This window comes from Sphingomonas longa, assembly GCF_016892685.1.
GTDB classification, from domain to species: domain Bacteria; phylum Pseudomonadota; class Alphaproteobacteria; order Sphingomonadales; family Sphingomonadaceae; genus Sphingomonas; species Sphingomonas longa.
This window is the reverse complement of sequence record NZ_JAFEMC010000007.1, coordinates 79,265-102,425: the sequence shown is the minus strand read 5'-3', so window position 1 is coordinate 102,425 and position 23,161 is coordinate 79,265. Positions and strand designations below refer to the sequence as shown.

Genomic DNA, 23,161 nt, shown 5'->3' with positions numbered 1-23,161 from the left:
CGACCCCCGCGTACCGTCATGCCGGGCCGGTCCCGGCATCCGCGGTTCAGCGGGTCCCCCGACCTGAAGCTTCGCGGGCCGGTGGATGCCGAGACAAGCCCGGTGTGACGGAGTAACGACATCCGGATCACGATCATTTCCGCTCCGGGCGGATCGTCTTCGCGCCTTGCAGCGGAGCGGCAATATTAGGGTCCTCGATATTGCCTGGCAGGGGTGCGCGGGGAATCGGCGGGGCGGCGTTCAAATAATCGCGCACCAACTGGTCGATCGACGGCTCCGCGCCCGGCTCCGCATAGCCCTGCGACGCGCGGAGGTAGCCGTAGCGCTGTTCGGTGACGCGGCGGCTGTCTTCGGCGTTGCGGAGGATGGTGGGGCGGATGAATACCATCAGGTTCGTCTTCGTACGCGATTTCGCCTTCGACCTGAACAGGTTACCCACCACCGGAATATCGCCGAGGAACGGGATCTTCTCGATCGTGCGGCGTTCGTTGTCGTCCAGCAGGCCGCCGATGACGGTGATCGCGCCATCGTCGACAGTGAAGGTATTTTCGAACGCCCGCTTGTTGAAGATCAGTTCCGAATTGTCGCTGGAAACCGGACCCGCGACCGAGCTGACCTCCAGCCGCAGATACATCTTCAGCGAGCCGCCGGTATTCACCTGCGGCTTCACGTCGAGCTGGATACCGACATTCTGGCGCTGCACGGTGCGGAAGGCATTGTCGAAATTGCCGGGCGACAGCGCCTGCCCGGTCGTCACCGGCACCTCCTGCCCGACGAGGCTGTGCGCCTGCTGATTGTCTAGCGTGATGATGTGCGGGACCTGAAGCAGGTTCGACGTATTGTCGCTCTTCACCGCATTGATGATCGCGCCGAAGATCGTGTCGCCGATCTTGCCGCCCCAGCCCGCGAAGCCACCTGTGGTGCCGAGGATCGAGCTGACCGCCGACTGCGCCAGCGTGTCGGACACGGTGTTGTTGGTCGTCGTCGTCGTCGTGTTGCCGTTGATGGTCGTCGTCGTCGTCGCCAGTTCGCGCGCGCCGACGGCGCCGGCGATCGTCAGCAGGCTGGGCGCGGTATTGGTATAGGTCGACGCGGCGAAGGCACCGCCCGAAAGATTGCCCAGCAGGAACTGCGCGCCGAGCCGGCTGACGGTCTGGTCCGACACTTCGGCGACGATCGCCTCGATCAGCACCTGTTCGCGGCGGGTGTCGAGTTGGCGGATCACCTCGGTCAGTTGGCGCTGGATGTCCGCGGGGGCGGCGATGACGATCGCGTTGGCGCCCTGGAAGCGGGTGACGACCGCCGCCGTCCGCCCGCCCTGCGTGGTGACGGCGGCGTTCTGCGCGTTGGGCTGGCCGCCGCTGCCGGAGGATTGCGGCGCGGCCTGCTGCACGGGTTGTACCGTGCGCGAACTCGTGCCGCCGCCGGTGCCACTGGCCGAGTTGCTGGTCTGGAACGACCCGCGCGACAGCGTCGTCTCCTGCACGGGATCGGGCGTCTGACCGACGAGCTGTTGCAGGACGGGGAGCAATTGCTCGGCGTCGGCATTCTCCAGGAACACGACGCGGATTTCGGTGCCGCTGCGCGCCTTGCGATCGAGGTCGGCGGCGATCTGCGCCAACCGGCCGACGGTCGCGGGGTCGCCGCGCAGGACCACCGAGTTGCTGCTGTCGATCGACACGATCGAGATGCCGCCTGCGTTGCCGCCGCCAGCGGACGGCGCGCCGCCCTGCCCCTGCGGCTGTCCAGCCGCCGCCGATCCGCCGGAGGCCAGCGCCTGAAGCGCGGTCGCGATCTCCCGCGCGCCGGCGTTCTGAAGCGTCACGACGCGGGTCGATGAGTTATCGGTATCGATCCGCCGCAACACTTCGCGGATGCGGCGGATATTGTCGGCGAAATCAACGACGACGAGACTGTTGCCGCCGCGATTGGCGGTCACCGCACCCTGCGCGGATACCAGCGGCCGCACCGTTTCGACCGCGCTGGCGGCGTCGACCGAGCGAAGGCGGACGATCTCCGTCACGAAGCTGTTGCGCGCCGCGCCGCCCGATCCGATCCGCGTCGGCTGGCTGGCGGCATTGTCGATCGGCTGGATACGGAGCGCGCCGTTACCCGTCGGCACCGCGACGAGGCCGTTGGCCCTGAGCGTCGACAGGAACACCTCGAAATATTCGGAGCGGGACAGCGGCCGGTCGGTGACGACGGTCACCTTTCCCTGCACGCGATTGTCGATGATGAAGGTGCGCTGCGTGACGCGAGCGGCGTCGGCGACGAACGCGCGGATATCGGCATCGCGGACGTTGAGCGTGGTCTGTGCGAACGCGGGAGCCGCCAATACGACAGCTGGAATCAAAAGATGGGAAAACTTCACGGACGGGAGCCTGCAACGGAAATGGAGAGCGACAGCGTCTGCTGCCCGCGCTCGACGGTGATGGGGACGTTGCCGCCACCCGCAAAATCGGCGGTAACCCGGTCGAGATCACCGGGGCCGCTGACGGGACGGCCGCCGATCGACGTCACGACGTCGCCTTCGCGCAGACCCGCCTTCTGAAACACGATGCCGCTACCTTGTGGCCGAACGATCAGTCCGCTGATCCTGCCGCCGTCGAGGCGTGGGATGAAGCCGATTTCCTGCCGGATACGGCTGGCGGGCACGGCATCGGCCACTGGCGGTGGAGCTACACCGGGCGCGGCAGCCGTAATTGGTACGGCCCCCGCAACAGGCGGCGCCGGAGTTGCGCCGGATTGGTCGAGGAACAGGTCCTCGGTCGCGCCACCCCGGTCGAGCGTGATGTGATCGAACGCCACCGCCTTCAGGCGGACGCCGGGCTGGACCTCTTCGCCCACCGCGACGCTCTGCTGCACGCCGTCGGGGCCGGCGACGATCGCCGATCCGCGGCCGGTCGCCTCGTCCAGACGGATGCCGAACAGCGTCAGTTGCAGGCTGGTGACGGCGGCGGGCGCGTCGGCAGGGGCACCCAGACGGAAGAACGGATCGAAGCCGGACAGGATCGACAGGGGGCTGCCCGGCAGTGCGATACCCGCCGGCCGCCAGTCGCCCAGCGGCGTCACGGGCGTGGCGACGACCCATAGCAGCCGCGCGACCTGCGTCGCGAAACCGGCCATGAGCGCCAGTTCGGCCACCGAGTAGACGTTGACGCGCGGAAGCCGCCGCAACCAGCGGCGCGCACGCGCGTCGAGCTTCAACTGCATCGCAATCCCATCCCGCCCGATCGCCCTATCGACGCCATGTTACGCGATTGCGTCAGCGGACTGAAACAAAAAGGCGCTGGCGGAGAACGAACGCCTGCTGGCAGGGTGACGGCATGACGACATCCGGTTCCGGCATCGACGAAGCCCCCGTGGCGGCCAGCATCCTCCGCCAGTCCGGCGTACAGCGCATCCCCAGCCCCAAATTGACGCTGTTCGTCCGCCGCGACTTCCTGTCGCCCGAGCTTTGCGCGGCGCTGATCGCGCAGATCGATGCGGTGCGCCGGCCCTCCACGATCGCCGACGCCACGGGCGATGCCGGCTTCCGGACCAGCGAGACGGGCGATCTCGACGCTGACGATCCCGCCGTCCGAGAGGTGGAGGCGGCGATCACGGCGCTGACGGGTCTCGATCCGGCGCATGGCGAGCCGTTGCAGGGACAACGCTACGCCGTCGGGCAGGAGTTCAAGGGGCATACCGACTATTTCGAGCCGAACGGCGCGGATTTCGAGCGCTATTGCTCGGTCGCGGGCAACCGGACGTGGACGGTGATGATCTACCTCAACGAACCCGAGGCCGGCGGCGCGACCCGGTTCAAGGCGGTCGACAAGATCATCCAGCCGGAGACCGGTAAACTGGTATGCTGGAACAACCGCCGCCCCGACCGGACCATGAACCCGGCCACGCTTCATCAGGGCATGAAGGTCCGGGCGGGCGCCAAATACGTCGTGACGAAGTGGTTCCGGGAGCGGCCCTGGGGGTGGTGAACAAGAGGGCCGGTGAGGGGTCGTAGTTCATGTTACCACCTCATTCCCCGACATCCCGCACAAAGCGATATCCCTCCTGCCCCAACCCGACCGCCCGGTAAAAACCGTTCGCGTTGCGCACCGCGATCGCGCCGACCGCCTCGACGCTCCCGCACCCTTGATCGACCATCGCCGCCACCGCCGCGTCGAACATCGCCCGCCCGACGCCCCGGCGTCGCGTAGCCCTGTCGACCACGATCGCGGTAATCCGCCCGATAGGAGGCGCGTGCAGACCCAGTATGAGGTGCCAGGCAACGCAGCCGATCACCCCGCCGCGATCCGCCACCAGCACGCCGCCGCCGCTTCGGCGCAAGGCGTCGAACCGGTCCGCCGACACCGACTCCGAATGCTGGGCATCGAGCAATGCCGCGACCGCCTTCAGGTCGCCTTTCACGGCAGGCCGGACACGAAGTTCAGGTTCAGGTTCAGGTTCAGGTTCGGGTTTGGGTTCGGGTTCGGGTTCTCTCTCCTTCACTTGCTGAACTTGACGCGGCTTGCGCGCCGCCACGATCGTCTCCGCGGACTCCTCCTCCTCGGCCTTTTCCACGACCGGCCGCGGCGGCAACCGCACCGGCGTGACGTCCGCGGACGCTGCCCATGTCGATCCCTCCGCCTTGCGCAGATAGCGTCGAACGTCGTCTGCCGTCGCGGTCAGGCCGTTGTCGCCGATGCCCAGCAAGGCCTGTCCGCCAGTATCCGTCAGTCCGTATTTGCCATAGTCGCCCGCTCCCGGCTTGCGCCGGCGCGACTTGACCAGCTTCATGCCGCGATGCGCCGCTGCCTCCCGCAGCGCGTCGTCGTGGTCGCGATCGACCGGCATCAGGGTTGCCAATTGGGCTGGTAGTTCTTGTCGATCCGGCGATCGATGAAGAAGGCCGCGCTGATGAACGCCAGATGCGTCAAGGCCTGCGGGAAATTGCCGAGCTGCAAGCCACGTTCGTCCAGTTCCTCGGCGAACAGGCCCAAGGTGTTGGCATAGCTCAGCCCCTTGGCGAGGATCATCTGCGCGTCGTCCAGCCGCCCGGCACGCGCGAGGCATTCGGCGTACCAGAAGGTGCAGGTCGTGAACGCGCCCTCCCCGCCCTCCAGCCCGTCGGTGTTGCGATAGCGGTAGACCAAACCGTCGTCGCACAGATGCTCCTCGATCGCGTCGAGCGTCTTGAGCCACACCGGATCCGTTGAGGATACGAACCGCATCAGCGGCATCATCAACAGGGCCGCGTCCAGTTCGGTGCCGCCCCGCTCCTGCACGAAATAGCCGTGTTCCGGGTGCCGGAAGTTCGCCCAGACATCCGCGACAATGGCATCGCGACACTCCGCCCACTCTACGATCGGGGCGGGCAGCGACCGCTTCTTCGCCAGCCGGATCGCGCGGTCCATCGCGACCCAGCACATGACTCGCGAATGCAGGAAGTGGCGTGGTTCGGATCGCATCTCCCAGATACCGGCATCCGGCCGATCCCAATTGTGCATCACATAGTCGACGATGCCGCGGACATGCTCCCAGCCCTCGTGACTGATCGCAGCGCCGTATTTATTCGACAGATAGGTGCTGTCCATCAGCTCGCCGAAGATATCCAGCTGGCTCTGCGCATGCGCCGCGTTGCCGATCCGCACCGGTCGGCTGCCCGCGTAGCCCGCGAAATGATCGAGCTCGGATTCGTCCAGCGCCTCCGACCCGTCGATCGCGTACATGATGCGGATCGGGTTATCGGCATCCGCCGCCATCATCCGCTGGCCGACCCATTTCCGGAAATGCTCTGCCTCGTCGTAGAAGCCCAGCCGCATGAACGCATAGACGGTGAACGAAGCATCGCGGATCCAGCTGGCGCGATAGTCCCAGTTCCGTCCCGCCCCCGTGGCTTCGGGCAACGAAAAGGTCGCCGCCGCCGCGATCGACCCGTGCCGCCGCGACGTCAGCAGCTTCAGCGCGAGCGCGGAGCGCAGCACTTCCTCGCGCCAGCGGCCCCGATAGGTCGAATGCCCGGCCCAGCCCCGCCAGGCGTCGGTCGTGGCGACGATCTCCGCCGCGATCCCCGCATCGTCGGGGCACAACAACGCCTCCTCGCCCAGCGCGAACCATGCGGTTTCGCCCGCGGACAGCGTAATACGCGCCTCCACCGCGCCCGGTTCACAGGTCAGCGGCACAGACGCGAACAGCCGCAGCGTCAGGTCGCGGCCGGCGAAGCGAATGCCGCCGGCCTCCTCCGTCATCTCCGGCACCTCTCGCGCATAGTCGAAGCGCGGCGCGCACCGGATCGTGAAATCCACCGTCCCACGCGTCACCGCGACCCGCCGGATCAGGCAGCGCGCCTCCCGGTCCGGATGCGCGCGGGCATCGGGATGCGGCATCAGGTCCAGCACCTCAGCCGCGCCGCTCTCCGCCATCCAGCGGGTCAGCAGCAGGTTGGTGTCGGGAACGTAGAGTTGCAGGTTGCGCGCCGACGTCAGGTTCGGCCGGATCGTAAAGGCACCACCGGCGTCGGGAGACAGCAGGTCGGCAAAGATCGACGGGCTGTCGAGCGACGGCCAGCACAGATAATCGATCGTCCCGTCCCGCGCGACCAGCGCCGCCGTCTCCAGATCGCCGATGATTCCGTGATCGCTGATCGTCCTGAGCGGCGGCACCCTTCCGGCCTTGGCCGTGGCGGCCTCAGCCATTATCGCGGAATTCCGGGTAGAGCGACATGCCGCCATCGACGAACAAGGTCGTACCCGTCACGTAATCCGCCTCGTCCGACGCCAGCCACACTGTCGCGCGCGCGACATCCTCAGGCTCGCCGATCCGGCCATACGGGATCAGGCGCAGCAACTTCGTCAGCGCCTCGTCCGTCTCCCAAGCGTCCTTGTTGATCGGCGTGCGGATCGCTCCCGGCGCGATCGCGTTCACGCGGATGCCGTCGCCCGCCACCTCCTGCGCCAGTGATCGCGTGAGCATCCGTACGCCCCCCTTGGCGGAGGCATAGTTGATGTGTCCCGCCCAGGGGATCACCTCGTGCACCGAACTCATCGCGATGATCGCCCCTGCACTGCGCGCCGGCCGGCCGTCCTCGGGCTGCGCACGGAAGCGGCGGACGGCTTCGCGCGCGCACAGGAACTGCCCGGTCAGGTTGATGCCGATGACCGTGTTCCAGTCCTCCAACGTCATGTCGGCGATGCCCGCGTCCTTTTGGACGCCCGAATTCGCGACCAGCAGATCGACGCGACCGAACGCCTCGGTCGCCTCGTCGAACAGGCGCACGACATCCTCCTCCTGCGACACGTCGGCGCGCACCGCCACGGCGCGACCTCCCGCCGCCCTGATCCGGTCGACCAGTTCGTCGGCAGGCTCTGGATGAGAGCGATAGTTGACGACGACCGCCGCCCCCTCGCCCGCCAGCGCCTCCGCCACGGCGAGACCGATGCCGGAACTCGCCCCCGTGACGATGGCGGCATGATTGTTCAGGCGCAGGCTGGTGTCGGGCACGCGAGGTCTCCGGAAAACGTCGGTTCTCCGGGGTAACGGTCCAGCCGCGGATGGGATGCGCGCGGCGTCGCCATCCCGATGGGATGACATGCCTGATGCACGTCTATGATCCTTATCAGTTTGATTTCACTGTATCTTTTTAGGCGCCAAAACGTTCTCTCGGCGATCGTCCGTGAATGACCGCGGGCGATCCTGATGACGACCGCGGATGGACGCGGCGTCTGGCGCAATGCTCTCAAAAGGGGATGCCGCATGTCGGATGATTCACAATTGATCGGGGTTCTGGACCGCCGCGTGCAGCGACGGGGCGAGCGCCGCGAATTCTTCAGGGCCGCGATCGGTGCGGCGGCGATCGGCGCCAGCGCGGTGGCGTTTACGTCGACGGCGAAGGCGCAGACCGCGAACCTCGACGCCGACATCCTGAATTTCGCGCTCAACCTCGAATATCTGGAAGCGCAGTTCTACAGCTACGCCTTCAGCGGATCGGGACTTCCGGACGACCTGCTCGGCGGATCCACGTCGCAGGGTGCCCGAGGCAGCGTCATCACCGGCACGACCAACCCGGCGCGCGCGGTGGACTTCAGCGGCGAACCGCTCATCCAGCAATATGCGCGCGAGATCGCCGCCGACGAACGGGCGCATGTCAGCTTCCTGCGCACGGCGCTTGGCTCCGCGGCGGTCGCGCAGCCCACGATCAACATCGCCGGCGACGCTGACGGCCCGTTCACCGCGGCGGCGGCGGCGGCGGGCGTCACGCTGACCAACGGCGTGTTCGATCCCTACGCCTCGCCCGACAACTTCCTGCTCGGCGCGTATCTGTTCGAGGATGTCGGGGTCACCGCTTACAAGGGTTCCTCGTCGCTCCTGACCAACAACACCTTCCTCGACGCCGCGGCCGGCATCCTCGCCGCCGAGGCGTTCCACGCAGGGATCATCCGCGGCGCGCTCTATCGCCGCGGCCAGGCGATCCCGGCGCTGGTGACCGCGACGGAGCAGATCTCCGACGCACGCGACGCGGTCGACGGCTCGACCGATCAGGCCGGCCCGCCGCAAACCTATGCCGACGACGATCAGGGCGTCGCGCCACGGCCGACGCCGGTGACGACGGAGGCTGGCACGTCGACCGGCACCGGCTCCAACTTCGTGCCGACCGATCCGAACGGGATCGCGTTCGGCCGGACGGCGCAGCAGGTCCTGAACATCGTCTACCTCAACACCGCGAACGCGGCCGCGGAACTGGGCGGGTTCTTCCCCGCCGGGGTCAATGGCGGCATCCGCGTCAGCGCCGCCAAGTGAGCAGGGGAGTCACCATCATGAACGACAAGATCGATTTCCTCGCCACGATCGAAAAGGCGGAACATCAGCGCATGGCGCGCCGCAACTTCATCCGCATGTGCGGTGGCGCGGCGGCAATGACCGGCGGCCTGTCGCTGCTGTCGGCTTGCGGCGATGACGACACGCCGGACCCGGTCGTCACGCCGACCCCCGCGCCGACGCAGGCCCCGGTGACCGACGCCGACATCCTCAACTTCGCGCTCCAGCTCGAATATCTGGAGGGCAACTACTATTCGTACGCGGTGACGGGCGCCGGCATCCCCGCCAATCTGCGAACCGGCACCGGCTTCCAGAGCGGCGTCATCACCGGCTCCGGCGACGGAGCGGCGCGCGCCGTCAACTTTTCCGACCCGGTGATCGCGCAGTATGCGCGTGAGATCGCGTATGACGAGCTGGCGCACATCACCTTCCTCCGCACCCAGCTGGGATCGGCGGCGGTGGCGCAGCCGAGCATCAACCTGTCGGGCAGCGCAGCGGTCGTTACGCCCGGAGGCGCGACGGTACCGGGCGCGTTCACCGCTGCCGCACGCGCGGCCGGGGTGATCGGTGCGAACGAGATCTTCGACCCATTCGCGAACGACATCAACTTCCTGATTGGATCGTACCTGCTGACGGATGTCGGCGTCACCGCCTATCGCGGGTCGGCGCGCCTGATCACGAACAAGACGTATCTCGACGCATCGGCGGGCATCCTGGCGACCGAGGCCTATCACGACGGCGTCATCCGCTCGTCGCTGTATGCGCTGGGTCTGTCCGCACCGGCGACCTCGATCTTCGACCGCATCCAGCGCATCTCGGACTCGCGCGACGCGCTCGACGGCTCGACCGACACCGACCAGGGCATCGGTACAGCGAGCGAGGCCAACCTCGTCCCCACCGACGCCAACGGGCTGGTGCTGGGCCGGACGGCCAATCAGGTGTTGAACGTCGTGTTCCTGAATGCCGCCGTCGGCACGCAGCGCGGCGGCTTCTTTCCAGAGGGGGTCAACGGCAACATCAGGACCACGGTCGCCAATCCCTGACGCGCTACCCTGAAAAAAGAGACCCGGCTTCCTCGCGGAAGCCGGGTTTTTTGCGCCTCGCATCGAAGCCACGAAAAAAGGGGCCGGGCCACTCGCGTGACCCGGCCCCTCCTTCAAGCACAGCGTAACGTCAGAAGCGGAACGCTGCCGTCGCGCGCAGGCTGTGCCAGCGAAAATTGTCGTCGCCGCGGCGGAAGTCGGTACCGCTCGTCGTGCCACCATTGGTGCCATTGGTGAACGGCGTGCCGGCGGCACCGGTCACACGAACGCGGTAGTCGTTATCCTGATACTGGTGGAACATATATTCCATCCCGATCGAGAAGTTGCGACCGATCTTCTGCTCGATGCCGCCGCCGCCAAGGATACCGAACTGGTTGCGGTCGCCGCTGCCGGTGAAGGTGTTCGTGGTGTTGGTCGAAGCGAAGCGACGGTCGATCTTCGCATAGCCCGCACCGAACGTGCCGTAGAACAGCGTGGTGTCGACCGCGTAACCGGCGCGGCCACGGACCGACGCTTCCCAATCGACGTTGCGATACATCACATAGCTGGCGGGCGTGCTGGAGAACCCGGTCACCGCATCGGTGATCTCGGTCTTGCCGAACTCGCCGACCACACCGACCACGATGTTGCCGCGCTGTGCGTCCAGACCGACGCGACCATAATAGGCCCAGCCGTCCTTGTCCTTGTAACAGCCGCCGCCATTCGCCGGCGACAGCTGCGACCGGGCCGCACCGTTGCAGAAGCCCGGACCGAAGGCGTTCGCGCCGGTGCCTGTTAGGACCTGATCGCCGAAGCGGCCGTCGAGATTGCGGTCAAACTGGATCTGCGATCCACGATCATTGCCCTGCACGTCGTAGCCGCCGGCGGCGCCGACGTAGAGGCCCGAAAACGGCTGGTCCTCGGTCGTCTCCTGCGCGGCGGCAGGAGCAGAGGCCATGAACGCCATCGAGGCTGCGGCTAGAACTACTTGAAAGCGCATAGAATTTTTTTCCCAGACTGTCGCGTCGAGGGCAAGAACCGGGATCGGCGGGAATAGGTCCATCGGTTGCAATCGATAGATCGGGACCTGTTGCAGTGCGGCAACACCTACGGGCGCAATGATCCGAGATCATCATCTGATGTCGCGATCCCCGCTGGCGAGTAACGGCCCGGGTAGTTGAGCCGTGAGCACTGATAAATGAAGGTAAATACTTCGCTAGATATAGTTTTCCGACATTGATAGTTGACAGGACAAGGTTTTGGTGGAGCCATATCGCTGGTCGATACGTTGGACGCGCTTCGAACAAGGACAGTCTGTGTCGAACATCGCGAGAACACCGCCTGCATGGATGACGGCGCAGTTCGTCAAATCGAGGACGGAGTCGGAACGGTTTGCGTTCGACTGCCTCGTCGCCTTCCTTGCGGCCGCCAGTACGGTTCTCGCGCGTCTCGGGATTGAGTTAGTCGTTGGCGGTGTCGCGCCGTTCGTACTGACCTTTCCCGCGGTCATGATAGCGACACTGGTGGCCGGCGGACGTGCCGGAACGATCGCTGCGGTCTGCTGCCAGTTGCTGACGATCCGCTACGTCTTTCCCAATTGGGTCTCCGTGCACGGCGGCATCACCACCGACCTTGCCAACATCCTGTTATCGACGGCGGCGCTCGCCGGGTCGATCTGGGCGACCGCCGCCTACCGCAGCGCCGCGGCGCTGGTCCGGTCGCAATGCGAGCGGCGCGTGCAGACGCTGTCGCTGTTCATCGACGAAATGGACCACCGCACGAAGAACAACTTCCAGATTGCGGCCGGCCTGCTCGCGCATCAGTCGACCGGCAATCCGGATCTTGCGCACGAACTCGACAAGGCGGCGTCGCGGCTGGAAACGATCGCCTCGGTCTATCAGGACCTGTCGAGCCGGATGGCCACGCCGCAGGTCATCGACCTCGGCGGCCATATCTGCCGGATCGCGTCGCTGTTGCGGACGGGCGCGGCCCCCGATCACGTCGAGGTGATCTGTCGCGTCGACCCGATCGACGTTCCCGTCCAGTCGGCGATCGTCATCGGCATCATCGTCAACGAATGGGTTACGAACGCGCTCAAACATGCGTTCGACGACGGTGGCGGCCTGATCGGCGTGAAGGTCACAGCCACCACCTCCACGATCGAGGTCGTCGTCCAGGACGATGGCGGGCGCGATGCCGCGACCGACATGGCGGGGCACGGCGGCGATCTGATGCAGTCGCTGGCGGAGGTGATCTCCGCCCGCATCGCCATCTCTCATGGCAACGGCGGCACCTGCTGCACACTGACGCTGGACCGCCCGCACTCAGGGTAGCGCCAGGAGGGCGGTTAGCGCCAGCACTGGGGGTCAGGCGGCGAGATTGATCCCGCTCATCCGCTCCAGCGCCTCCGCCAGATGCTTCCGCCGGAACGGCTTGCTCAGCCGCGGCAACCCCGCCGCTACCCCTTCGACATCGGCGTAACCGGACACGATCAGCGTCGGAATGCCCAGCCATTCCTGGACCTTGAACGCCAGTTCGGTCCCGCTCATCCCGGGCATCAGGTGATCGCTGACGACGATGTTCGGCCGCAATCCGTCCTCCAGCATCCGGATCGCTGCCTCCGCCGAGTCCGCCTCGACCACCGTGAAGCCCAGATCCTTCAGCATGAACGCGGTCGCGAACCGGACCAGCTTCTCGTCGTCCACCAGCAACGCGCTGCCGGGTGCGCCGCACCGTACCGCGGCCTCCGACGCCGCCGGCAGCACGGGCGTCGGGCGATCGACGGCCGGCAGGCGCAGCTCCACTGTCGTCCCCCTGCCCGGCTCGCTGTGCAGCGTCAGGTTCCCGCCCAATTGCGCCGCCAGCCCGTGGACCATCGAAAGCCCCAGCCCGGTCCCCTTGCCAATTCCCTTCGTCGAAAAAAACGGCTCCACCGCCCGTTCCAGCGTCATGCGGTCCATGCCCATGCCGGTGTCCGCCACCACCAGCCGGATCATGCCGCTGCCGGACTCCTCGGCATACACCCCCAGCGTCAGCGTACCCCCGGCCGGCATCGCATCGCGTGCGTTCACCGCCAAATTCAGTACCGCCATCTCGATCTGGTTCGCATCCGCCAGAGCATGGGGCAGCGCCGGATCGCGCTCGACCAGCACCTGAATACGCGGGCCGGAGGTACTGGCCACCAATTCAGCCATACCACCGACGAGGTCGCCGACATCGATCGCCCGCGCCTGCAACGGTTGTCGCCGCGCGAAGGCCAGCAGGCGCTGCACCAGCGTCTTCGCGCGCTCCGCCGATGCGAGCGCACCCGCGATCGCCTGCCGCTCGCGATTGTCGCTGATGTGGTGACGCTGCAGCGTATCGAGCAAGCCGAGGATCGGCGTCAGCAGATTGTTGAAATCATGGGCGACGCCGCCAGTCAGGCTACCCATCGCCTCCAACTTTTGGCTTTGGCGCAATTGTTCGTGAGCGCGTTCCAGATCGGCGGTGCGTTCCGCGACACGCCGCTCCAGCGTCTCGTTCAGTTCGCGCAGTTCCGCCTCGCTTGCGGTCAGCCTTGCCGCCGTCTCCTCGGCCCGTTCGCGCGCGGCGAGCAGATCGCGTTCATAGGCCCGCCGATCCGTGGCATCCACGAACATCGCGCGGATACCGATCGTGCGTCCATCCCGCACCACGCTGCGCCAGTCGCTGAGAACCGGCATGCGATGCCCGTCGGAGCATTTCAGGTCGATGGCCACCTGCTGCGCCAGACCCTCGGTCGCCAGCAGCGGCGCGACATGCGTTTCGAAGAAGATGCGCGCCGCCGGCGTCATGATCGTCCGCAGCGACAACCCGATCAGCGCCTCGCGCGCGATACCGATCCAGCCGATTGCCGTGTTGTTCGCCCGGATGATGCGGCCGTCGCCATCAATCGTCAGATACGCACACGGCGCGTCGTCATAGAGTTCCGCCAGAGTCTCCTCGGGCGGCAGGGTGTCCGGCGGTGGTTCGCCCGGCGGCACCGCTAACGCTCCAGAAAACGTTCGATAGTGGCGATCGTCTCCGCCGGCGCGCTCATATGCGGGCAATGGCCGGTCGCGTCCATCAACGCCAGTTCGGCGTTCGGCATCCGCCCGACAATGTACGCGCCAACCTCTTCGGGCGCGATCATGTCCGCCCGCGTCTGCATCACCAGGCTGCGCGTCCCACATAGCGGCAGATCGGCGCGATGATCGGACAGGAAGGTGACGCGCGCGAAGCGTTTGGCGATGGCGGGATCGGTGCGACAAAAGCTCGCGCCCAGCGCCTGACCCAGTTCGGGCCGCTCGGGATTGCCCATGATGATCGGTGCGGTCGCGCGGGACCAGCCAAGGAAGTTGCTGTCGACTACCTCCAACAACTCTTCGAGATCAGTCGGCGTAAACCCGCCGACATAGCCGGGTTCGTCCACATAATATGGTGACGGACACAGCATGATCAACGAAGACAAGCATTGCGGACGCTGAATCGCCGCCAATAGCCCGATCATCGCCCCGACCGAATGCCCGACGAACGTCGCGCTCTCCAGATTCAAGGCATCGAACAATTCTATGACATCTTGTGCATAGCCATGCAGGCTATCGTATTTGGCAGGATCATACGCGGATAGGTCAGAGCCGCCCGACCCAACATGGTCGAAAGATATCGTCCTGTATTCATTCGCGAAGCGCGGGACGATATCATACCATGCGCTTTGATCACATCCAAAACCGTGCGAAAATACAATCGTTTTCGTTCCGCTTCCTGCAATTTGAACATTGTTTCGGCGAAGCGCGTCCAACCTTGATCCCCTGTTTCCCGGCCAGAGCTTAACGCGCTGATCTCGCTTTGCAAACCCAATGACCGCCGCGGCACCACAGGATCACGCCGCTCGTCATTCAGCGAATGCCGCAACCATCGATAATGACTTGCAATAACGATAGATCGGCCGCAAAGGCCCTCCGCGTTCAGGGAGTATCAGAGAAATGACAGCGATCTTGGCGCTGCTGGCGACGGCCGCGGCAGCTTCGACCACCCCCGTTGCCGCTGCGGAACCGCAGCGCAGCAACGAGGGACAACGGGCGAGCGAACCGACGTCGGGCGATGACATCGTTGTGACGGGCGCCCAGACCGCAGGCAGCGACGACTATACGATCGACGGTCAGACCACCGCGACGCGCATGCCGCTCAGCCTGCGCGAAACGCCACAGTCGATCAGCGTCGTGACCCGAGCCCAGATCCAAGATTTCCAGCTCAACGACGTGAACGCGTTGCTCGCCACGGTCCCTGGCGTCACGATCCAGTTCTCCGATACGGACCGCGTCAATTATTCGGCGCGCGGCTTCGACATTCAGACGTTCCAGATCGACGGCATCGGCGTGCCCTTCGCGTTCGGCATTCAGACCGGATCGATCGACACGGCGATCTACGATCATATCGAGGTCGTGCGTGGTGCCCCCGGCCTGCTGTCGTCCACCGGAAACCCCTCGGCGGTCATCAACTTCATCCGCAAGCGGCCGACGCGCGATCTGCATGCCAGCGCCAGCGCGCAATACGGCTCCTACGACAACCTTCGTCTGGAGGGCGATGTCAGCGTACCGCTGAACCGCGACGGCAGCATCCGGGCACGCGCCGTCGGCGTCTATTACGATGCCGACACCAATCTCGACCGCAATCACATCCGTCGCTGGACCGGCTACGGCATCGTCGAGGCCGATCTGGGGGCGAGCACCACGATCAGCGGCGGCTACGGGCATCAGGACCACAAGAGCCGGGGCGCGCTCTGGGGTGCGGTGCCGCTGCTCTATACCGACGGCACGCGCACCGAATTCGATCGGTCCGGCAGCACCGCACCGGAATGGTCGAGCTGGGGCGTCATCGATCGCCAGATCTTCGGCGATGTCACGCACAAGTTCGACAATGGCTGGGTCGCCCGCGCCAGTGCGATCCGTCGCGCGACCGACGAGGACAACACGCTATTCTACCTCTCAGGCAACCCGGATCGCGCGACCGGTGATGGCCTCTTCACATATCCTGGCGCATTCAAGGCCCCGACCCGCAATCTGACGCTGGAGGCCTATGCCACCGGCCCGGTGTCGCTGTTCGGCCGTCAGCACGACGTGATGATCGGCGTGAATCGCAGCGCGCAGCAGTACCGGCAGTATTCCAGCTACGGCGCGGTCGACCAGCCGATCAACCTCGATGTGGCGTTGGCAGGCGGTGCGGTCCGGCCGGACTTTCCCGAGACTTATGCCCTCAGCCTCGACCGGCACACACGGCGCGAAACGGCCTACGGGCTTGTGCGGTTCAGTCTGGCCGATCCCTTAAAGCTGATGGTCGGCGGCAACCTGACGCATGCGGAAAGCAGCGGCGTGTCCTATGAAGTTCCGGTCAATTTCGACAACACGCGCTTTCTGCCGTTCGTCGGTACCACGCTCGACCTGACGCCGAACCTGACGGCTTACGCAAGCTTCGCGACGATCTTCAATCCGCAGACGGACGTGGACGTCGACAATCGCGTGCTGTCGCCGATCAAGGGCAACAACCTCGAACTCGGCATCAAGGGCGCGTGGTTCGGCGGCCGGATGAACGCCACCGCAGCGATCTTCCAGACACGGCAGGACAATACCGCCGCCTATGCCGGCTTCGCCGCCGGGCGCAGCTACTATACCGGTGTCGATGCCCGGTCGCAGGGTATCGAACTCGATGTGGGCGGACAAATCGCCCCCGGCCTCCAGATCACCGGCGGCTACACCCTGATGCGCGTCGATGGAGAGGATGGCGGTCCGGTCCGTACCTTCGTGCCGCGTAACACCGGCCGGCTCAGCGTCAGCTACGCCCCGCCGTCGCTCGACCGCCTGAAACTGGGTGCATCGTTCCAGTATCAGAGTCGCATCTACTACGAGGCAACGACCGCCACGCAGGTACGGGCGCGGATCACGCAGGGCAGCTACGCGTTGCTCGACCTGCTCGCCAGCTTCCGCCTGACCGAAAATGTTTCGCTCAGCGCCAATCTGCGGAACGTCACGAACAGCCGGTATATCACTGGCTTGACGTACGACCAGAGCTTCTACGGCGCGCCGCGCACGGCGCTCGGAACGATCAGCGTCCGTTACTGATGCTGCTGCCACTTGTCCGACAAGAGGAGATCGGTCACTGATAGGGGGGAACAGGGCAGGAGAGACGCGGATGACTTCGGCAATCAACAGGCGGCAGGCACTCGCCGGCGCCGCACTGACCGGATCGCTGATCGCCGCGTCCAAGGTCGGGGCGGCGGGGTCGCCGCAACAGTCCCCTGCCCTGCTCGCCCCAAGACCCCCGATGGGCTGGAACAGCTGGAACAGCTTCGCCACGACGATCACCGAGGCGCAGGCGCGCGAAACCGCCGCGATCATGCGCGCGAAGCTGCTGCCGTTCGGCTACGACATCTTCACCGTCGACATTCAATGGTACGAGCCGAAAGCATCCAGCTACCAGTATAACGCCGAACCGGTGCCGGCGATGGACGGCTATGGCCGTCTGCTCCCTGCCCCAAACCGCTTTCCGTCGAGCGCGGACGGCTCCGGCTTCACGAACCTGGCGGCCGACGTCCACGCGATGGGCATGAAGTTCGGCATCCACCTGATGCGCGGCATCCCCCGGCTGGCGGTGAAGCGCAACTTGCCTGTGCTCGGCACCAAATACCGCGCCGCCGACATCGCCGATACGTCCAGCGTCTGTCCGTGGAATCCGGATATGTATGGCGTCGACATGCGTAAACCGGGCGCTCAGGCTTATTACGACAGCGTCTTTGCGCTGTATGCGTCGTGGGGCGTCGACTTCGTGAAGATGGACGACATGAGCCGCCCCTACGACGCGCATGCGCCGGAGATCGAGGGCGCGCATCAGGCGATCGTCAACAGCCGCCGGCCGATGATGCTCAGCCTGTCGCCCGGCGAGACGCCGGTGGCCCGCGGAGGGCACGTCCGCGAACACGCGCAGATGTGGCGCATCTCGGACGACTTCTGGGACGAGTGGTGGATGCTGGAGACGCAGTTCACCCGGCTGGAGAACTGGAACCAGTGGCGCCGCCCCGGTGCGTGGCCCGACGCCGACATGCTGCCCCTTGGTCGCCTCGCGCTCGGCCAGCGCAACACGAAGTTCACGCCGGACGAACAGCGTACGCTGATGACCCTGTGGTCGATCGCGCGCTCGCCGCTCATCATGGGCGGCGACCTGCGCCACCTCGACGCGCCGACGCTTGCCTTGTTGACCAACCGCGAGGTGCTGGCGGTGAACCAGTCGTCCACCGACAACCAGCCGCACTTCGTGGAGGATGGCACGCGCATCTGGTCCGCGCGGCCGGAGGGGTCGCAGGATCGCTACCTCGCGCTGTTCAACACCAGCGACAAACCGAAGGAAGTCGGCATCGACCTGCGCTGGCTCGGCCTGTCGCGTCCGGTGTCGGTGCGCGATCTCTGGACGGGCCGTGATGCAGGCCAGGCGACCGGCCGCGTCGCGCGCACGGTTGCCGCGCATGGTGCGGAACTACTACGCCTGAGCTAGGCTCGACCGCGTAACCGAGAGGCCCGTTAACCATTCTGTGGCTCGCTCGCCACAGTAAAAGCCTATTCTCGGATGGGTGCAAATCAGCGCATTGCAGGGGACGGGACGCAGGTCTAGCCCGGTGGCAGCCGCCGCAGAGTGGCCCAGAACCACCACGGGAGAGCAGCATGTCCGCCTTCAACCGCTTCGGTCCGCGCGCCGTATTGCTGGCGGGGGCCACCCTGCTCCCCACCACCCTTGTCGCGCAGACCGTGCCCGGCGATCAGCCCACGACGCAGGCGACCACGCCCGACGCCGCACCCTCGGGCGAGAGTAACGACGACCTTCAGGATATCGTCGTCACCGGCCAGACCTCGCGCGATCGGCCGCTGATCTCCGCCTCCGCCGACATCACCTATGCGACGCGCGAGGACATCGATCGCCGCGCGCCCCGCTCGACCGCCGACATGCTCGAACTCGTTCCCGGCATCTTCGTCGAGGCGACGGCGGGCGAGGCGTCGAACAACTATTCGGTCCGCGGCCTTCAGGGCGGTGGCCAGCGCTTCGTCCAGCTCGAAGAGGACGGCATGCCGATCCTCTACGGCGGCGGCGGTGCCGACTTCTTCTTCCAGCAGGATCTGACGATCGACCGTCTGGAAGCGGTGAAGGGTGGCTCGTCCGGCGTGCTGACCGTCAACGGTGCCGGCGCGACGATCAACTTCATCTCCAAGCGTCCGAATTTCAAGGAGTTCGAGGGCGCGATGCGGCTGACCGGCTACAGCTACGGTCTGAAGCGCGCGGACTTCTACTATTCCGCGCCGCTGGCGGAGAATCTCGCCTTCAACTTCGGCGGCTATGTCCAGAGCAGCCCCGGCGTCCGCAAGAACCCGTTCGATTATGCCGGCTACCGGATCAAGGGATCGCTGGAATATCGCCTGCCGAGCGGCGGTTCCATTCGCCTGTCCGGACGGCGCGGCGACATGGAAACCGCCTATTACGCCTCCGCCCCGTACCGCTTCGATGATGGCGATCCCGCGAGCATCCCCGGCTTCAACATCCAGCGCGACAATATCGGCGGCGATGCCTTCCGGTCGATCCAGGTGCCGGTATCGACCGCGGTCGACCCCGACGGTTTCCGGCAGTTCCGCTACAAGGACGGTATCCGGTCGCTGTCGAACCAGGCGCGACTGGACATCGACGTTCCGCTTTCGGACACGCTCAGCATCTTCGGGCGCGGCCGCTACATGGACTATAGCTACGACTTCAACGGCCTGTTCCCCGGCTCGGGCACCGGCAACGCGGGTCTCGCCAGCGCCGTCAACTACCTGACGCCGGACCCGGCGGTATCGCCGGTCATCGACCTGCTCCGCGCCGGCTTCGCCGCCTATCCGACCGCCCAGCGGTTCGGCATCCGCAACATCCGCACCGGCGAAGTCATCGGCTCGAACCAGACCGCGGCGCTGAACGCGCTGAACGGCAACGGATTCCTGCAACGCACGACGCTCAACCACGATTATGTCGACGGCCGCGATCTCGGCATCAACGTCGGCACGCGGTGGGAAGTCGGCACCGGTTCGATCAAGAACTCGCTGACCGTCGGCGGCATGTACTACAACGTGCGCCGCAACCAGGACCAGTCGGCCACCGCCAGCGTCGTCAACGACGTGAAGAACAACAGCGACATCTACGACATCGTCGCGCTCGACGCGGGCAATGGAGTCGTCGGGTCGCTGACCGATAGCGGCCTCGTGTCCTATGGCGACTGGGGCAACGGCATCCGCCAGCGCAAGGATGAGAGCTATTCGCTCTATGCCAACGACGAAATCGCGTTCGGCGACCTGCGCATCGACGGCGGCATTCGCTGGGAGAGCGATACGGCGACCGCGTTCGACGGCAACAGCGCGGCGGTCAACCAGGCGGTGCAGCCGAGCGTCGGCGGCGTCGTGCGCAACGTCGGCTCGACCTTCAACGGCACCTTCTCGCCCACCAACGCCGGCCGTACCGGTGCGGACGGCAAGCTGACGCAGGACAAGATCTCCTGGACGGTCGGCGCCAACTATCTGATTACGCCCGGCTTCGCGGTCTACGCGCGCTATGCCGACGGGTTCCAGACCAACAACATCGACCCGATCACGACGATCGAACTCTACGAGGCCGGCGTCCGTTACCAATATGGGCGCCTGTTCAGCGGTTCGGTGACGGTGTTCCGCACCAACTTCAACAACCAGAGCTACAATTTCGCCAACCCTGCGAACCCGACGCAGCAACAGAACATCAACGCCGATCTGCGCACCAAGGGGGTCGAGGTCGATGTCGTGGTTAGACCGGTGCGCTGGTTCTCGGTCGATTTCCAGGGCGTGTTCCAGGACCCGAAGCTGGAGAACCTCCAGATCGACGGCGCGACGCAATCCGGGTTCGAAGGCAATCGACCGGAACGCACGCCGGCGCGCCTGTGGACGGTGACGCCTGCGATCCAGCTGCCGAACGGCCTCGGCGACATCTATGGCCGCTACAAATATGTCGGCAAGATCTTCGCGGATGCCGGCAACGGCGTCGCGCTGCCCAGCTACGGCGTGACCAGCGTCGGCGTGAACCTGAACGTCACGCAGCAATTGCAGGTCAGCTTCAACGCGGAGAACATCTTCGACGTCGTCGGCCTGACCGAGGGCAATCCGCGACAGGGCCAGACACAGGCGATCACCGACGGCTATTTCTACGCGCGCGGGATCGTCGGACCGACCTACGGCGGATCGGTGACGTTCCGCTTCTGACGGGGCGCAGGCGATGAAGACGATATGCAGCGCGATGATGATGGCGGCCGGCACGGCACTCGTTGCACCGTGGCCGGTGATCGCCCAGGCGAAACCCGAACTCGCCTATCAGGTGACGGAGGGTCAGAACCTCAACGCTTTCGTTCGCGACGGCCGCGTCGCGGCGCACCTGTTGCTGCGCAACGGTACGGACCCTCGCATTCTCGTGGCGTTTCCTGCGGGAAATAGCGGCGTCGGCCTGTGGTTCGAGCCGCTGGCGAAGCCGGCGACGTGGCGGCTGGAACAGCCTCCCCACCCGACCACCGCGCCGGGTATCGCTGGCCCCCAGCCAGCGGTCGTTACCATCGCGAGCCTCGCCGCGCCGGAACTGCGCATCAAGCAGGCGGTGATGTCCAGCGTCCGCTTCCTGCGCGACTATCAGGCGATCGGACGCTTCCCGCCGGACGTCTCGTCTACCCCGGTTCTCGCGGGCGACACGATCCGCTGGAGCCGGCCACGGCTCGACGGCAAGCCGGGCTATCTGCTGCAACTGCGCGTGCTCGCCGGCCGCGTGCAGGGATCGCGCATCGTCGCGAACGGCGGCGCACCGATCCGGCTGGAGATCACCGCATCGAGCGGCGAGACACCGCTGACCGGCCTCGCGCAGGCCGATTTGCTCAACGCCCGTGCCGCGAACGACAGTACCGCCCGCAACGCGTTGCGCTTCCTCAGCTACCGCGAGAAGTTCCTCGCCGGTTCGTGGCGGTTCCAGACCTATTTCGGCCGCGACACGCTGATGTCGCTGCGACTGTTGATGCCCGTCCTGCAGCCGCGCGCGATCGAGGCGGGGCTGGGCTCCGTGCTCGCGCGCCTCGATGCGAGCGGCGATGTCGCGCACGAAGAGGGCATCGGCGAATTCGCCGTCGTCGACCGTCGTCAGCACAAGGGCAGCGGCGACGCCGCCGTGCTCGATTACGCGATGATCGACGACGACTACATGCTGGCCCCCGTCGCCGGCAGCTACCTGCTCGATCATGCCGACCGGGCCGCCGCACGCCGCTTCCTTCGCGCGCCGCTGGTCAGCGAAGGCGTGCAGGGCAGGACTGAACCGACCGGGGCGGCATTGGTCCGCAATCTGTGCTTCGTCACTCGGCATGCTCGCGCCTTCGCCGACGCACCCGCTGTCGAGCACCTGATCGCGCTGAAGCCGGGCCGCCTGACAGGCCAGTGGCGCGACAGCGAAGAGGGACTTGGCCGCGGCCGTTACGCCTATGACGTCAACGCGGTGTTCGTCCCCGCCGCATTGGATGCCGCAGCACGGATGATGAAGGCAGGACTGCTGGATCCCTATCTGATGCCTGCCGACCGCGCGCTGCTAGCTGACGCCGGGCGCATGGCGAGCGTCTGGCGCGAGCATGCGCCGGCTCTATTCAGCGTGACGATTCCGAACGCCGACGCCGTGCCGGCGGTTCGCCGTTACGCGAAGAACCTCGCCATTCCCGCCGAGCCGGCGGTCGCCGCGCTGGGTACTTCGCCGCTCGTCTTCCACGCGCTCTCGCTCGATCAGCAAGGGCGGCCAGTGAAGATCGTCAACTCCGACGAAGGCTTCGCGCTGCTGTTTGCGCAACCATCGGCGGCCGACTTGGATACCTACGTCAGCACGGCGATGCGCCCCTTCCCGGCCGGGCTGATGACGGACATCGGCCTGCTCGTCGCGAACTCCGCGCAGGCGGATGCGGCGACGCAAGGTCGCTTCACCCCCGCCGCCTATCACGGTGCGGTCGTGTGGTCGTGGCAGCAGGCGCTGTTCGCCGCCGGCCTGGAGCGGCAACTCGCTCGGCCCGACTTGCCGGCGTCGACCCGATCGGTGCTGACGCGCGCGCAATCGACGCTGTGGCGCGCAATCTCGGCAACGCGGGCGACGCAGAGTTCCGAGCTTTGGTCTTGGGCATTCGAGGGGGGACGCTATAAGGTCGTGGCATTCGGAGCCGGCAAGCAGGACGTGGACGAGTCCAACGCGGCGCAATTGTGGAGCACCGTGTACCTCGCCGTGCAGCCGCCGAAGTAGACCGG

16 protein-coding genes are annotated in these 23,161 nt (G+C 66.0%); 8 read left to right on the top strand and 8 right to left on the bottom strand.

Annotated elements, in window-relative coordinates:
* Positions 1-133: 133 nt before the first annotated feature.
* Both gspD and ILT43_RS18415 read right to left on the bottom strand, forming a co-directional pair.
* Positions 134-2,335, bottom strand: coding sequence for a type II secretion system secretin GspD (gene gspD / locus ILT43_RS18420; protein ID WP_204200457.1), 2,202 nt, complete (start codon positions 2,333-2,335; stop codon positions 134-136).
* 32 nt (positions 2,336-2,367) lie between these two features.
* Positions 2,368-3,213 carry a type II secretion system protein N gene (locus tag ILT43_RS18415; protein WP_204200456.1) on the bottom strand — a complete coding sequence of 282 codons (846 nt, stop codon included), beginning with the start codon at positions 3,211-3,213 and terminating at the stop codon, positions 2,368-2,370.
* A gap of 113 nt (positions 3,214-3,326) precedes the next feature.
* Here ILT43_RS18415 and ILT43_RS18410 point away from each other — a divergent pair, with 113 nt between their 5' ends.
* Positions 3,327-3,977, top strand: coding sequence for a prolyl hydroxylase family protein (locus tag ILT43_RS18410; RefSeq protein WP_204200455.1), 651 nt, complete (start codon positions 3,327-3,329; stop codon positions 3,975-3,977).
* A 40-nt stretch (positions 3,978-4,017) separates the two neighbouring features.
* Here the strand turns inward: ILT43_RS18410 and ILT43_RS18405 are convergent, their stop codons facing one another.
* The 3 genes from ILT43_RS18405 to ILT43_RS18395 are packed head-to-tail and all read right to left on the bottom strand — an operon-like array spanning position 4,018 to position 7,482.
* A complete protein-coding gene (locus ILT43_RS18405) occupies positions 4,018-4,848 on the bottom strand; it encodes a GNAT family N-acetyltransferase (protein WP_204200454.1) in 831 nt (276 codons plus the stop codon).
* Positions 4,836-6,677, bottom strand: a complete 1,842-nt coding sequence (locus ILT43_RS18400) for a glycoside hydrolase family 15 protein (RefSeq protein WP_204200453.1) — start codon at positions 6,675-6,677, stop codon at positions 4,836-4,838. The genes ILT43_RS18405 and ILT43_RS18400 overlap by 13 nt, the downstream gene beginning before the upstream one ends.
* A complete protein-coding gene (locus ILT43_RS18395; RefSeq protein WP_204200452.1) occupies positions 6,670-7,482 on the bottom strand; it encodes a glucose 1-dehydrogenase in 813 nt (270 codons plus the stop codon). The genes ILT43_RS18400 and ILT43_RS18395 overlap by 8 nt, the downstream gene beginning before the upstream one ends.
* A 252-nt stretch (positions 7,483-7,734) precedes the next feature.
* On the opposite strand from ILT43_RS18395, the gene ILT43_RS18390 reads away from it, so the two are divergent.
* Both ILT43_RS18390 and ILT43_RS18385 read left to right on the top strand, forming a co-directional pair.
* Entirely contained in the window at positions 7,735-8,778 is a 1,044-nt protein-coding gene (locus ILT43_RS18390) for a ferritin-like domain-containing protein (protein WP_204200451.1), read from the top strand.
* Between the two features lie 17 nt (positions 8,779-8,795).
* A complete protein-coding gene (locus ILT43_RS18385) occupies positions 8,796-9,839 on the top strand; it encodes a ferritin-like domain-containing protein (RefSeq protein ID WP_204200450.1) in 1,044 nt (347 codons plus the stop codon).
* 130 nt (positions 9,840-9,969) lie between these two features.
* Here the strand turns inward: ILT43_RS18385 and ILT43_RS18380 are convergent, their stop codons facing one another.
* Positions 9,970-10,785 carry a porin family protein gene (locus tag ILT43_RS18380; protein WP_204200449.1) on the bottom strand — a complete coding sequence of 272 codons (816 nt, stop codon included), beginning with the start codon at positions 10,783-10,785 and terminating at the stop codon, positions 9,970-9,972.
* A 541-nt stretch (positions 10,786-11,326) separates the two neighbouring features.
* Here ILT43_RS18380 and ILT43_RS18375 point away from each other — a divergent pair.
* On the top strand, positions 11,327-12,151 hold the full coding sequence (locus tag ILT43_RS18375; RefSeq protein WP_204200448.1) for a sensor histidine kinase: 825 nt from the start codon (positions 11,327-11,329) through the stop codon (positions 12,149-12,151).
* A 33-nt stretch (positions 12,152-12,184) separates the two neighbouring features.
* Here ILT43_RS18375 and ILT43_RS18370 read toward each other — a convergent pair whose 3' ends face one another.
* Positions 12,185-13,819 (bottom strand): ATP-binding protein, encoded by a 1,635-nt coding sequence (locus ILT43_RS18370; protein ID WP_204200447.1) that lies wholly within the window; start codon positions 13,817-13,819, stop codon positions 12,185-12,187.
* 2 nt (positions 13,820-13,821) lie between these two features.
* Positions 13,822-14,616 carry an alpha/beta fold hydrolase gene (locus tag ILT43_RS18365; RefSeq protein ID WP_204200446.1) on the bottom strand — a complete coding sequence of 265 codons (795 nt, stop codon included), beginning with the start codon at positions 14,614-14,616 and terminating at the stop codon, positions 13,822-13,824.
* 184 nt (positions 14,617-14,800) lie between these two features.
* Between ILT43_RS18365 and ILT43_RS18360 the strand changes: the two genes are divergently transcribed.
* From ILT43_RS18360 to ILT43_RS18345, 4 genes are all read left to right on the top strand, one after another.
* A complete protein-coding gene (locus tag ILT43_RS18360) occupies positions 14,801-16,933 on the top strand; it encodes a TonB-dependent siderophore receptor (protein ID WP_204200445.1) in 2,133 nt (710 codons plus the stop codon).
* Between the two features lie 70 nt (positions 16,934-17,003).
* A complete protein-coding gene (locus tag ILT43_RS18355; RefSeq protein ID WP_204200444.1) occupies positions 17,004-18,359 on the top strand; it encodes a glycoside hydrolase family 27 protein in 1,356 nt (451 codons plus the stop codon).
* Between the two features lie 167 nt (positions 18,360-18,526).
* A complete protein-coding gene (locus ILT43_RS18350) occupies positions 18,527-21,109 on the top strand; it encodes a TonB-dependent siderophore receptor (RefSeq protein ID WP_204200443.1) in 2,583 nt (860 codons plus the stop codon).
* 13 nt (positions 21,110-21,122) lie between these two features.
* Positions 21,123-23,156: a hypothetical protein gene (locus ILT43_RS18345; protein ID WP_204200442.1), complete on the top strand. Its 2,034-nt coding sequence runs from the start codon at positions 21,123-21,125 to the stop codon at positions 23,154-23,156.
* The last annotated feature ends 5 nt before the right edge of the window (positions 23,157-23,161 follow it).

Coding starts and splice junctions, on each gene's coding strand:
- ILT43_RS18415 (WP_204200456.1), bottom strand. CDS start 3,213: ATGCAGTTGAAGCTCGACGCGCGTGCGCGCCGCTGGTTGCGGCGGCTT.
- ILT43_RS18410 (WP_204200455.1), top strand. CDS start 3,327: ATGACGACATCCGGTTCCGGCATCGACGAAGCCCCCGTGGCGGCCAGC.
- ILT43_RS18400 (WP_204200453.1), bottom strand. CDS start 6,677: ATGGCTGAGGCCGCCACGGCCAAGGCCGGAAGGGTGCCGCCGCTCAGG.
- ILT43_RS18390 (WP_204200451.1), top strand. CDS start 7,735: ATGTCGGATGATTCACAATTGATCGGGGTTCTGGACCGCCGCGTGCAG.
- ILT43_RS18385 (WP_204200450.1), top strand. CDS start 8,796: ATGAACGACAAGATCGATTTCCTCGCCACGATCGAAAAGGCGGAACAT.
- ILT43_RS18380 (WP_204200449.1), bottom strand. CDS start 10,785: ATGGCGTTCATGGCCTCTGCTCCTGCCGCCGCGCAGGAGACGACCGAG.
- ILT43_RS18375 (WP_204200448.1), top strand. CDS start 11,327: ATGATAGCGACACTGGTGGCCGGCGGACGTGCCGGAACGATCGCTGCG.
- ILT43_RS18360 (WP_204200445.1), top strand. CDS start 14,801: ATGACAGCGATCTTGGCGCTGCTGGCGACGGCCGCGGCAGCTTCGACC.
- ILT43_RS18355 (WP_204200444.1), top strand. CDS start 17,004: ATGACTTCGGCAATCAACAGGCGGCAGGCACTCGCCGGCGCCGCACTG.
- ILT43_RS18350 (WP_204200443.1), top strand. CDS start 18,527: ATGTCCGCCTTCAACCGCTTCGGTCCGCGCGCCGTATTGCTGGCGGGG.
- ILT43_RS18345 (WP_204200442.1), top strand. CDS start 21,123: ATGAAGACGATATGCAGCGCGATGATGATGGCGGCCGGCACGGCACTC.